Source organism: Longimicrobiales bacterium (assembly GCA_029245345.1).
Classification (GTDB): domain Bacteria; phylum Gemmatimonadota; class Gemmatimonadetes; order Longimicrobiales; family Gaopeijiaceae; genus CALFPJ01.
In genome coordinates, this window is the sequence record JAQWPM010000028.1 from 1 (window position 1) to 12,766 (window position 12,766).

8 protein-coding genes and 1 tRNA gene are annotated in these 12,766 nt (G+C 61.3%); 7 read left to right on the plus strand and 2 right to left on the minus strand.

Annotation, left to right across the window (positions count from 1 at the left end; all coding sequences use genetic code 11):
* Positions 1–816, plus strand: an 816-nt coding sequence (locus tag P8L30_16485; protein ID MDG2241803.1) for a hypothetical protein, incomplete at its 5' end; no start/stop codon positions are given.
* Between the two features lie 68 nt (positions 817–884).
* Here the strand turns inward: P8L30_16485 and P8L30_16490 are convergent.
* Complete coding sequence (locus tag P8L30_16490; protein MDG2241804.1) at positions 885–1,538, minus strand: TlpA disulfide reductase family protein; 654 nt, start codon at positions 1,536–1,538, stop codon at positions 885–887.
* 106 nt (positions 1,539–1,644) lie between these two features.
* Between P8L30_16490 and P8L30_16495 the strand changes: the two genes are divergently transcribed.
* Positions 1,645–1,950 (plus strand): ATP-binding cassette domain-containing protein, encoded by a 306-nt coding sequence (locus P8L30_16495; GenBank protein MDG2241805.1) that lies wholly within the window; start codon positions 1,645–1,647, stop codon positions 1,948–1,950.
* Positions 1,951–1,989: 39 nt separating this feature from the next.
* Here the strand turns inward: P8L30_16495 and P8L30_16500 are convergent.
* Positions 1,990–2,073, minus strand: a tRNA-Ser gene (locus P8L30_16500).
* A 189-nt stretch (positions 2,074–2,262) separates the two neighbouring features.
* Between P8L30_16500 and ispG the strand changes: the two genes are divergently transcribed.
* The 5 genes from ispG to P8L30_16525 all read left to right on the plus strand — a co-directional run bounded on the left by ispG (position 2,263) and on the right by P8L30_16525 (position 12,751).
* The gene (gene ispG, locus P8L30_16505; protein MDG2241806.1) at positions 2,263–3,483 is read left to right on the plus strand and encodes a flavodoxin-dependent (E)-4-hydroxy-3-methylbut-2-enyl-diphosphate synthase; all 1,221 of its coding nucleotides are present in this window, start codon (positions 2,263–2,265) and stop codon (positions 3,481–3,483) included.
* 205 nt (positions 3,484–3,688) lie between these two features.
* Positions 3,689–4,903, plus strand: a complete 1,215-nt coding sequence (locus P8L30_16510; protein MDG2241807.1) for an efflux RND transporter periplasmic adaptor subunit — start codon at positions 3,689–3,691, stop codon at positions 4,901–4,903.
* Positions 4,900–6,297, plus strand: coding sequence for a TolC family protein (locus P8L30_16515; GenBank protein ID MDG2241808.1), 1,398 nt, complete (start codon positions 4,900–4,902; stop codon positions 6,295–6,297). Before P8L30_16510 ends, P8L30_16515 begins: the two co-directional genes overlap by 4 nt.
* Before the next feature lies 1 nt (position 6,298).
* Positions 6,299–9,610, plus strand: a complete 3,312-nt coding sequence (locus P8L30_16520) for an efflux RND transporter permease subunit (GenBank protein MDG2241809.1) — start codon at positions 6,299–6,301, stop codon at positions 9,608–9,610.
* 3 nt (positions 9,611–9,613) lie between these two features.
* Positions 9,614–12,751, plus strand: coding sequence for an efflux RND transporter permease subunit (locus P8L30_16525; protein ID MDG2241810.1), 3,138 nt, complete (start codon positions 9,614–9,616; stop codon positions 12,749–12,751).
* Positions 12,752–12,766: the final 15 nt, after the last annotated feature.

Consider the following 12,766-nt stretch of genomic DNA (forward strand, 5'->3'; position numbering starts at 1 on the left):
GTGTGCATCATCAAGCACACGACGCCCTGCGGCCTTGGGATCGCTGACACCTTGGCGGAAGCCTACACGAAGGCCCTCGCGACAGACCCGATGAGCGCCTTCGGCTCGGTGATTGCGGTGAACCGAGAAGTGGACGGTGCCACGGCCGATCTGATCTCTCAGCTCTTCGTAGAGTGCATCGTCGCCCCTGGGTACTCCGAGGTCGCGTTGGCTGCGCTCACCCAAAAGAAGAACATCCGTCTTCTGACCTATGAGGGAGGCCCGGTACCTTCCGAAGGCGCGGTTCCGGAGAATGCCGAGTTGAGTCAGGAGTTCCTCGCGAACTGGTGCAGAGTTCCGGAGCCGCGGATGCTGAGGTCCGTCTACGGTGGCATGCTCGTTCAGACGCCGCCTATTCCTCCGTTCTATGCCGTGGAGAACCCCGACTGGTCCGTTGCATCGGGCCGTGAGCCGACCGAGGCTGAGTGGGACGACCTCCGCTTCGCCTGGGCTGCCATCTTCGGCGTGAAGTCGAACGCGATCCTTATGGCTCGTGAAGGCGCCGTTCTGGGCATCGGGGCTGGCCAGATGAGCCGAGTCGATTCCTCGAAGCTTGCGGTGAGAAAGGCGGCCGATGCCGGGCTCGACCTCACTGGATCGGTACTGGCGTCGGACGCTTTCTTCCCGTTCCGGGATGGTGTGGACGCTGCCGCTGCGGCAGGTGTGAAAGCGCTGATTCAGCCGGGCGGGTCAATCCGCGACGATGAGGTCATTGCAGCAGCGAACGAGCACGGGATGGCGATGGTCTTCACAGGCCGGCGGCTCTTCCGCCACTAGGCAGCGGCCCTCAGGAACTCGTAAGTCAGCGGTCGACGACACTCACTGTCGTCGGCCGCTTTTCGCATTTAGGGCACTATAGCGGCTGCCGCCGGCGCCTCTTTCAGGAGCCGATTCACGGCCACGCGTAGCGCAGGTGGAGCGAAGTACCCGACCACCCGATGGCGGACGACCCCTGAACGATCGATCACGAAGGTGGTGGGCGTACCATGGATGCCCCCAAACGCCTGCCGGTGCGCTGCCGTGGCTCGGCCGACGGGAAACGTGATGTCGCGTTCGATCAAGAATTCCGCGATTCCCGCCTGGCTGCCTACATCCGTCGAGAGCCCGACGACGGCAACGCCATCGTCGGCGCGGTCTTCGTGAAGCGACTGTAGGGAGGGCATCTCGAGTTTGCACGGGCCGCACCAAGTGGCCCAGAAATTCACGACGACGACCTTGCCCGCGAGATCTTCGGAGGTAATGAGCCCGCCATCGAGTGTGGCCAGTTCATAAGTAGGGACCCGACCCTCGTCTGGGCCTACTCCGGTGAGAGCGCCGAGCTGCGGCCCAAGCCGGTAGGCAACAAACACCAACAGGCCGAACGTCACGAGACGTTCGCCCCATAGAAAGAGACGACCGTGCTTCGGTTTCTCAGGCTTTCGTGATTCGGCGGAGTGGCTCATGGACCCATAGAACCCGTGAAGGGCTCCGTGGGGTCCGTGGAGGGTCGCTTGGCTCACCTCACCACGCATTCCTTGCCAACTCGGGCCACCGACAGCGTAGATGCTAGGCGCTGACGGCCTCCTCGCATTCGTAAATCATCTCTTCGCCCAGAGGCACCGGCCCGTGATTCAACTGCACGACGTCACCAAGACCTACAGATCTCTGATCCCGCCAAAGCCGGTCGTCGCTCTGGCCGGTATGACGCTGAGCTTCGACGCGGGAGAGGTCGTCGGGATCGCGGGCCCGAACGGTGCCGGAAAGAGCACCATGCTCAGCCTGGTCCTCGGCTTTCTATCTCCGACGGCTGGAAGCGTCGATATCGACGGCATGAAGCCTCGTCGCTTCGCGCTGGCCTGGGGGGCCGCTCGACTCGAACCCACTTTGCGCTCTGCTTCGCAGATCGCGTGGGTTCGAACGGATAGGTTGTGACGGCTTTTGAGTCTTCGGAAGCCTGTCTGGTTCTTACTACGGAGAGGGTGGGATTCGAACCCACGAGGGCTTTCGCCCGCCAGTTTTCAAGACTGGTGCATTGAACCGCTCTGCCACCTCTCCTGTGCGGACGCGTCCGCGGTGGGAAAGATGACGGAGGGACCCACTGGCTTCAACCGATCAGGGTGATCAAATCACGGGGAGTGATCCGTTGATACGATTCCTTGGTACGGAGTATGCGGTCGGGTAGATTCTCTCTGCCCGTGGGTGTGCCCCGAGCCACCCGCATCGCTTGTCTGTCCGAGGTGAGGCGTGATCCCGGTAGATCGCAGAAAAACAGTCCCCGTCAATGTTGGTGGCGTCACGATTGGTGGCGATGCCCCGATTGTTGTTCAGTCGATGACCAACACGGACACGGCCGACGTGGCGTCCACAGTCGACCAGGTAAAGCTGCTGGCGGACGCAGGGTCGCAGTTGGTGCGGGTTACGGTGAACAATGATGCTTCGGCCCAGGCCGTCCCTGAGATCGTGTCGCAGTTGGCTGACCAGGGGTACGCCACCCCGATCGTAGGGGACTTTCACTACAACGGGCACCTGCTGCTCACGAAGTACGAAGCCGCTGCGCAGGCGTTGGCCAAGCTTCGGATCAACCCGGGTAACGTGGGGACGAAACACCGGGACAAGAATTTCACCGAGATCGTCAAAGTTGCGATCGCTCATGACAAGCCTGTCCGAATCGGCGTGAACTGGGGCTCGCTGGATCAGCGACTCCTCACGGAGTTGATGGACGCCAACGCGGCGTCTGATCAACCGAAGGGCGCGAAGGAGGTTCTCCTCCAAGCGATGGTGGAGAGCGCTGTGCGGTCTGCAGCGCTCGCGGAGGAAGTGGGCCTGGCTCACGACAAGATCGTGCTCTCGACGAAAGTCTCGACGGTTCGTGACCTGATTACGGTGTACCGCATGCTCGCAGCTCGGACCGAACATTCCCTGCATCTCGGACTCACCGAGGCTGGGTTGGGCACGAAGGGGATCGTCGCGACCACTGCTGGACTCGCTCCGCTGCTCTTGGACGGCATCGGGGACACGATTCGTGTCTCGCTCACTCCGAAGCCCGGCGGTGACCGAGCGGAAGAGGTGCGGGTCGCACGACAGATCCTTCAGTCCCTCGCGATTCGGCACTTCGAGCCGCAGGTCACGTCCTGCCCAGGGTGTGGTCGAACAACCAGCACGTTCTTCCAGGAAATGGCTGAGGACATCACCGACTACATTCGTGAGATGATGCCCGAGTGGCAGGAAAAGTACCCGGGTGTCGAAGAAATGGACGTCGCGGTCATGGGGTGCGTCGTAAATGGCCCAGGCGAGTCGAAGTATGCGAATATCGGCATCTCCTTGCCGGGTACATTCGAGGAGCCGGTGGCCCCTGTCTATATTGATGGGAGCCACTCGGTGACCCTGAAAGGCGACGGCCTGGTGGACGAGTTCAAGGACATTCTCTCGGACTACGTCCGCCGCACCTATGGAGCCGAGGCCTGATCACGGCCGCTAGAGCCCGATAGTCTCGCCCCGCCATGGCGGGTGGGGACATTCGGTGTTTAACCTTCTAACGCCGTTAGCGGATCAGCTGCATGTGTCGGTGCAACGGGCGCGCATGGGTTTGTGCGTCGTACGTTCTGAACACAGCAGCGGTTCATTTCGCAGAACCTCCTGGCTGTCTCACACATGCACGTCGAGGATGACAATGAGCTTTTCCAGGCGCACTCTGAGCTTGGTGACTGTACTGATTGTTTTGGGTGGCTTGAGCGCCGGGGTTTGGTGGCGATTGGGCGGATCCGCGGCCCCCGATTCGGCCGACGGAGAGGGGGGAGGTGAAGTCGCAGAGGGTGTAGACCTTCCCGAGACCACCGGCGGCAGTCAGTTCTCGACCGATGTCCCGCAGCCCGTACTCGGCGCAGAGGTCCAATTGGACACTCTTTGGATTCGCGTCGGCGCAGCTGGGCAGGCGGAGGCGTTCCGGCGCACCTTGGTGAACGCTCAGGTGGCAGGAGTGATCCAGTCCGTGCCGATCCGAGAGAACCAAAGGGTTCGACAGGGGGCGAACTTGCTCCTCGTCGACACGACCGAGTACGCGCTCGGCGTCGCACAGGCACAGGCTGATTTGCTTTCCGCCGAGACCGACTACCGGCAACTCGTGCTCTTCGACGACGAGATCGAAGACCCTCAGGTCCGAGCCGAGCGCGAGCGGATTGCCCGGTCGCGGAGTGGGGTCGATCAGCGTGAAGTCGCTCTGAGGCAGGCGGAGCTCCAGCTGGACCGTGCACAAACGACTGCACCGTTCGGTGGACGCATCGCGGACGTCCGGGTGGTCCAGGGACAGCATGTGACCGCGGGCACCGAACTCATGACGGTCGTGGACCTCGATCCGATCAAAGTCGAAGTGCAAGTGCTCGAGGCCGAACTGGGCTTCTTGGATGAGGGCAGGCGGGCTGAGGTGACGTTCGCGGCGTATCCCGGTGAGGTCTTCGAAGGGTCGATCGAGACGATCAATCCGGTTGTGGATCCTGAAAGCCGGACGGGCCGCGTGACGGTGTTGCTGTCGAATCCGGAACATCGGATCAAGCCGGGCATGTACGCCGAAGTGTCGCTCGACGCGGAGGCGCTCCCGGATCGAGTGATCGTGCCCCGATCAGCGATACTGGAACGTGGTGACGGGATTCGCCGGAAGATGTTGTTCGTCTACGAACCCAACGGCAGCAATGGCGTCGCCAAGTGGCGATACGTAAACACCGGCAGAGAAAGCGACACGCACGTCGAGATCCTGCCCGAGGGTCAAGAACAGGGCATGGTCGCTGCAGGTGAGATCGTTCTCATCGACGGACACCACTACCTCGCGCATGATACTCCGGTTCGTTTGGTCGAGAATGTTGCGGCTGAGGGTGGGAGGCCAGGGCGATGATGCGACGGTCCGCCCTTGGAGCGCCGCTCGCCGCGTTGCTCTTCATGGCGCCCGCAGCGGCACAAGATTCCGGAGCGTCCAGGCTTACGCTGTCGGATGCGCTGGACATCGCTGAGGGGCACAACCCGGGATATCGACAGGCGAGCAATAGTGCAGCGCTGAACAGTGTCGAGATGCGCACGATATGGCTGGACCAACTGTTACCTCGCGCAAGCGTGTCGCTCTTCAACACCGGATTCACCGGCAACCTCCAGCGCGTCGGTCAGGACAACTTCGGGAATCCGATCCAGAATCCATCTGCTGACTGGAATTATTTCTCGAACACCAGTCAGCAGTTGGGGCTGACGTGGGCGCTCCAGGGGCAGTCCCTTCTGCATGCATACAAACGTCAGGGACTAACCGGGGAAGATCGTGCGCTTACTGAGACCCGGGCGCTTACTGAACTCCAGGTTGAGGTGCAGCGCTCCTACATGGATGCGCTCGAACAGCGTGAGCTGCTGCGTGCGGAGGCCGAACTGGGGGAGGCCCGCGCAATCGACCTCAACGTCGCCGAACGACTCTTCTCCTTGGCGCTTCGGACTCGCGTCGATGTACTGAACGCCGAGTTGGCTGTGGAGCAGCAAGCATTCGCACTTCAGCAGCAACAGACGGCATACGACCGGGCCGTGCTCGCGCTGCGCACGCGGTTGGGAAATGACGAGGTGGGTGCCATTGAACTCGTTGAGGAGTCTTTGCCGCTCTTCGACCCCGCGAGTTTGGATCCCGACGCGTTGGTCCGCATGGCGCTCAGAGTAAATCCAGAGATCCAGCAGTCGGCGGTGGCGGTTAGATCGTCCGGCCTCGGAGTCTCGGAGTCGAAGAACGCATGGTGGCCCGAAGTGTCCATGAATCTCTTCGTCTATCGGCGCTCCCAGCAGCCCCATGGGTCATCGCTGTTCAACATCGGCATCAACGAACCGCTCGAGAGCCAGTTTCAGATCCAGTTCTCGATCCCGATGTTCAACAATTTCTTCCAAAACAAGCTCACGATGGACCGAGCGTCAGTTCAGCTCGAGAACGATCGTGAGGTGGATCGCGCGACGCGACTGCGTATTGAAGAGACGGTGCGGGTCGCCTCCCTTGAACTCACGAATCAGTGGGAGTCACTCCGGCTTGCCGAGCGCTCGCTTGAGATTGCTCAGGAGGCTCTCCGGTTGGCTCGGGAGGAGTACCGGATCGGGACGAGGACCTTTGAGGACCTTCGGTCCAGCTTCGATCAGGAGGCTTTGACTCGCAGGCAGGTGATCACGTCGCGGCACAGTTTCGTCGACGCATTGTTGAGCCTCGAGGTCGCGGTTGGGGAACGCGTGAGATCCGCCGTAGTGCCGTCGACCCGTGACGTGGGAGTGCGCTGACGTGTCGATCCCTAGCGTATCGACCACAAGACCCGTCGCGGTATGGATGCTCTTCCTCGCGGTGATCCTGCTGGGGGGGATTTCCTACGTCCGGCTCCCGATCGACCTGTTGCCGGATGTCAGCTACCCGCGCCTGGTCATCTACACGTCCTACCCGGATGTGGCGCCAGCAGAGGTCGAGCGGCAGATCACCGAGCGGATCGAAGGTGAGGCCGCTGCAGTACCCGGTGTCGAGCGTGTCACGTCGGTATCGCGGGAAGGTGTCAGTTTGGTGACCCTGCGCTTCGCGTGGGGCACCGATATGGACTTCGCGATGCTGAACGTCCGTGAGCGGATGGACAACGTTCGTGATGCGCTCCCCGAGAGCGCGACCCGGCCATCGATTCTCAGGGTCGATCCGGAGTCCGAGCCGATCATGACGCTCTCCGTCGCGGGCGGATCGGATCTGTGGCAGACGAAGGAGATGGCCGAAACGGTGTTTCGGCGGCGTCTCGAACAGCTGGACGGGGTGGCGCAGGCGTCGGTCAGCGGTGGACTCGACCGAGAAATTCAGGTTGAAGTCGATCCATGGCTGCTCGACTCCTATGGTCTGACCATCGCAGAGATCTCGCGCGCTTTGGACCAAGCCAACGTCAGTGCACCCGGTGGGACGATCCTCCAGGGCCGATATCGCTACCCGCTGCGAACGCTGGGTGAGTTCCAGGACGTCGAGGAGATCGCGTCGGTGGTGGTTGCTCGTCAGGCGATCGGCGCAGGGGCTGGTGGCGGGGGGTCCGGAGGAGCTCCGAACGAGGGGTACCGTGTCGTGCGCCTCGGTGACATTGCCCGGGTGACCGATGGTTTTGCCGACCGTGAGTCCATCGCGCGGTATGCCGGCGAGGAGTCGGTCGGAGTCCTTGTGTTCAAGGAAGCCGGCGCCAACACAGTTAGCGTTGCCGCCGCAGTGGAAGACGTGCTCGAGGAACTCGCAATCGAGTATCCGGCGATGCGCATCGACGTGGCGGACAGCCAGGCAGGCTTCATCGCCGATTCGATCTCGAATGTGGTCCAGGCGCTGATCTTTGGTGGCGTTCTGGCCTTTCTGGTCCTGTTCTTTTTCTTGCGTGATCCGCGATACCCGGTGGCGATCGCATTGGCGATCCCCATCTCGGTGGTCGGGACCTTCACACTGATGGAAGCCGCAGGTGTGAGCCTGAACATTATGAGCCTGGGCGGCCTCGCGCTCGGGGTCGGGATGCTCGTCGATAACTCGATCGTGGTGTTGGAGAATATCTTCAGGCACCGCGAGGAGTTGGGCGATGACCCGGTGGCTGCCGCAACGATCGGGACTGAAGAAGTCCAATCGGCAATCACTGCCTCCACCCTGACGACGATCTCGGTCTTCGGACCCATTATCTATGTGGAAGGCGTGGCGGGTGAGCTCTTCAAGGACCTTTCTCTCGCCGTCGCCTTCTCACTGCTCGTGTCGCTTCTGGTCGCGCTCACTCTGCTTCCATCGCTTGCGGCCCGGTTCGCCGGCGGTGAAGCCCCGGCCCGCGTGGCGCCTGCAAAAGCGGGACGGCCCAAAGGAGTGTTCAGGACGATCGGATGGGCGCTCAAGGGTGCCTTCCTTGCGCCGTTCCGTCTCATGCGGGGGGCTTGGCGCCTCACGGCGGACCTCCTGAAGTTTTGGGGCGGCGGGCTCGGCAAAATGTTGTCCACGGTATTCACCCCGATGCTCAACGCCTTTGATCGGCGCTTCGACCGCTTTGCCGAGTGGTATCACGTCGTCCTCGAACGTTCCTTGGAACGGCCGGGGCCGGTCCTCGTAGGTTCGGCGGTGGCACTCATCTTGACGGTGGCCACGGGAGCGGTTCTTCAGCGAGACCTGCTGCCCGACGTAGATCAAGGCGGCTTCAGCATCCGTCTCGAGTTGGACGAAGGGACTGCCTTGGACGCCACGATCGAGGCGGCTACGCAGATCGAGTCAGCCGCGCTTGCGGATCCGGACGTGGCGGCGGTTTTCAGCAACGTCGGTCGGGATGTGAGGGCCTATGCTGGAGGGGAGGAGGCGTCCGGGCTGCACACCGCTTCCTTCCAAGTGCGCGTGAAGGAGGGGGTTCGCACCCATGCCGTAGCCGAACGCCTTCGCGGGTTGGCGAACCGATTCCCGCCCGGAGCACTCTCCGTGGAGACGGGGCAGGCGACCGCGCTCGGCACCATGCTGGGCGGATCTGAGGCAGATGTCGCGGTGCGGGTCCGTAGTGAAGACCTCGATGCCGCCTATGAGGTTGCGGAAGAGGTTCGGAGCCGAATGTCGGTGCTGCCGACGATCGGGAACGTACGCATCGGTACTGAGCGCGGTCAGCCCGAAGTGCAGATCGAGATCGATCGTGCGGCATGTGCCAGCTACGGAATCGACCCACGGCTCGTGGCCGAGACTGTGGATCGATCGATGCGTGGTGACATTGCCACGGAATTCGTCGACTTCGATCGGAAGATCGACGTAGTGGTCCGATATCCCGACGACATGCGCTACTCCCGCGCCACGCTCGACGGCCTTCGGGTCCAGGGCGTTCCGATCCGCGAGCTGGTGACCATCAGGGAAGCAATGGGGCCGGCGCAGGTGCGCCGCGAGGACCAGGCACGTGTGCTCCCCGTCTACGCCGATGTCGTCGAAGGTGGCCTCGATCAGGGGATTGGGGATATCCAGGTGGCGTTGAGCGATATGGTTCCGTCACGGGACGTCCGCTGGCAAGTCGGTGGCGAGAACGAGGAGATGCGTCGGTCTTTCAGGGATTTGGCTTTTGCCTTCGGGTTGGCCCTCATTCTGGTCTATATGATCCTCGCCGCTCAGTTCGAGTCGTTCGTGCATCCGCTCACCATCCTAGTGTCGGTTCCCTTGGCCTTGGTGGGGGCTGTCCTTGCCCTCGTCCTAACAGGACAGGGACTGAACACGATGAGCCTGATCGGGGCGGTGATCCTGGTTGGAATCGTCGTGAACGATGCGATCGTAAAAGTCGATTTCATCAACCAGTCACGTGAACAGGGGATGCAGCTACGGGCGGCCATTTTGAAAGCGGGAAGGGTTCGACTCCGCCCCATCATCATGACGACAGTCACCACAGTATTGGGTCTTACCCCGATGGCACTCGGGATCGGCAGAGGGTCGGACCTACGGGCCCCGCTGGCCATCGCCGTGATCGGCGGTTTGCTCGTAGCCACTGCACTGACGCTGATCATCGTGCCGGTCGTGTACCAATCGATAGAGAACATCCGCCACATGGTCACGGGTGGCGCGCTAGACCCTGAGTCGGTGCCGGCGGGGGACTGACCCATGATCCGGATGAGCTTGAGGCGGCCGGTCGCGGTTGCAATGACCTACACGGCGGTGGCGTTACTGGGCCTCGCCGCCTGGCAGAACATCCCGATCGAGATGCTCCCGGAAACGCAACTTCCGCAGCTGACGGTGAGAGGGGCATGGCGTGGAGCTTCACCTGAAACGGTTGAGGCGTTCCTGACCGCGCCTCTCGAAGCCGCCATCCAGCAGGTGGAGGGCGTCGAGAAGATCGTTTCGGAGTCCTTTGAGGCCGAGAGTTCGGGCGTAGGAACCGCCCAGATCGTGGTTGAGTTCGATCGCGACACGGATATGGACTTCGCACGCCTCGACTTGGCGGAGCGAATCGCCACTCTAGGGGAGTCGCTGCCGCCCGGCATCGACCGGATTAACGTCGAGCCTTATGTGCCCGAGGAGTTCCAGGAGCAGAGTCAGCCGTTCTTGTCGTACACCTTTTGGGGCCCGTACACGCTCGAAGCGCTTCGCCAACACTTGGACGATGTGGTGCAGCCGGAACTTGCTCAGGTAGATGGCGTGGCCTTGGTGCGGGTGTACGGTGGGCGTGAGCGACGCCTCGAAATCAATCTCGACGAAGTACAACTTGCAGCGTTGGGCCTGGATCCCTGGACGATTCAGCAGGCCATTGGAGACCTCGATCTCGTGCGCGAGGCCGGAGCGATCCGAGAAAGCGACAATCAGCGCACGATTACCATCGTGAACCGGCCGGCGAGCGCGGAGGACGTTCGCAACGCGGTAATCTCTGCCGCCGATGGGACCCCGATCCGTGTGTCAGACATCGCGACCGTTCACGACACCTACGAAGAGGCATTGTCCTTCTCGCGCATCAATGGGCGACCCGCGGTTCGATTCCAAGTCATCAAGGATATTGGGGTGAACACCGTCCAGGTCGCCGATGCGGTGAAGGCCCGGCTGGTCGAACTCGAGAGACTCAGCCCCTTCGGCACAGAATTCGTGCTGGATCGGGATGAGAGTGAGGACATTGAGCGGCAACTCACGGATCTGCGCACACGCGCGTTGTTCAGCGCCGTAGTGATCTTCGTGGTGCTGTTGCTCTTTTTGCGCTCGTTCCGGTCCGCGGCGCTCGTATTTGCAACGATCGTGTTCAGCGTCCTAATCGCGCTGAATCTGATCTATTTCGGTGGTCTGACGCTCAATCTCCTCACGCTCATGGGTCTCGCCATGGGTTTTGGCCTCATCGTCGATAACTCGATCGTCGTGCTCGAAAACGTGTATAGGCGATGGCAACGCGGAGAAGACGCGTTCGAAGCAGCGGAGGAGGGAGCGAAAGAGGTCGTTCTTCCGATCCTGGCGTCCACCGCGACCACACTCATCGTCTTTGTCCCGTTCGTGTACCTACAGGGTGAGCTGAGGGTCTTCTACGTCCCTTTGGCGATCGTGGTCGCACTGACCTTGGTCGCGTCCATCTTCGTGGCGTTCACGTTCATTCCGACGCTCGCAGCACGCTTCCTGAAGGGCGGGGCCCTACGTGGGTCCACAGGACCGAAACAGCCGCTCTACGTCCGCTTCTACTCCGATGTGGTCTCGTTCACCGTAAGGAACCCATGGTTCGCCATCATGGTGGCCGGGGGCGTGTTCGGAGGCTCGTACCACCTGTTTGACCGCTATGTGAACACGTGGGCGATGTGGGGCGGGGGATTTGGGGGCAGGACCTACATCCAGGTCTTTGTAGATCTCCCGCGGGGGTCGAATCTGGAGCGATCCGACCAATTGGTGCAGTTCTTCGAGGAACGCATCGAGGAAATGCCCGAAGTGGAGCAGTACACGGCGGATATCTACGGAAACCGTGGATATATGGAGATTACGTTCCCGGATTCGTTGGAGAACACACAGGTCCCGGGTGCCATCAAGGAGCAGATGGTGGCGTACAGCCACACGTTCACGGGTGCCACGGTGCGAGTGTACGGCTTCGGGCCGTCCTTCTACGGAGGGGGGTCGAGTGCCCCGAACTATGCGATTCAGGTCCTCGGCTATAACTACGAGGAAGTACGAAATATTGCCGAAGAATTGGGCAGGCGACTCGAGAGATTGAATCGGGTTCAGGAGGTGGATACCAACTCCTCTTCGGGGCGATTCAATCGTGACAAGGCATCAGAATACGTCGTGTTCGTGGACCGTAACCGACTTTCCCACCATGGACTTACGGTCGATGGTCTCGTGCGAAATATGAATGCTGCGATTGGTGGTGCCGCACAACTCGGGTACGTGAAGCTGGGCGGAGAAGAGGTCCAATACCAAGTGAAGCTGGAGAAGACGGTCGACATGGACGTCCTGCAGCTCACCGAGACGCTCATCGACACACCTGATGGCCGCCGGATCAGGCTCGGTGACGTGATGCGCATGGAGTCCCGGGACATCTTGGCCCGAATCCGCAGGGAAAACCAACAGTACGAACGGACCGTGGCTTATGAGTTCCGGGGCCCGCAGAAGCTCGGGGACCTCTATCACGAAAATGTGATCAACACGACTGAGGTCATGCCCGGATATACAGTGAAAAAGGGCGAATCTGGCTTCTCGATCAGCCAGGAGCAGCAGCAACAGATCTGGCTCGTGATCGCGATCGCGCTCCTTCTTGTGTACATGGTGACGGCGGCGCTCTTCGAGTCGTTGCTGCAGCCTCTGTGCGTGATCTTCACAGTCCCGATGGCGTTGATTGGGGTGTATCTCATCTTCTTCTACACCGGGGCGTCCTTCACGCGGGAGGCGTACATCGGGGTGATCATGATGTTCGGAATCGTTGTAAACAATGCGATTCTGCTTGTGGATCACGTGAACGGGGTCCGTCGAAGGGCCCCGGAGCTCCCTCTGCAGGACGCGATCGTAGACGGGACTGTGGAACGGGTACGGCCCATCTTGATGACCACCGCGACGACCGTATTAGGCCTGATGCCCTTGGTGTTGTTCGGTGACAACACCGGCTCGAACATCTGGGACGCATTGGCTCTGGTCCTGATCGGAGGTTTGTTGTCCTCCACTCTCTTTGTGCTGACGATCACCCCGGCTGTCTACCACATTCTTGAACGCGGGAAGGCTAGGGCTGTTGCGGTTCCTGCTAAATCCGTGGCCTCTGTCCCCCAGCCAGCCCCGGTGTCCGGCTAACCGAGGTGTCCCTGT

Excerpts from the sequence above, each read along its gene's own strand:
- P8L30_16510 (MDG2241807.1), top strand. The coding sequence starts at position 3,689 with ATGAGCTTTTCCAGGCGCACTCTGAGCTTGGTGACTGTACTGATTGTT.
- P8L30_16515 (MDG2241808.1), top strand. The coding sequence starts at position 4,900 with ATGATGCGACGGTCCGCCCTTGGAGCGCCGCTCGCCGCGTTGCTCTTC.
- P8L30_16525 (MDG2241810.1), top strand. The coding sequence starts at position 9,614 with ATGATCCGGATGAGCTTGAGGCGGCCGGTCGCGGTTGCAATGACCTAC.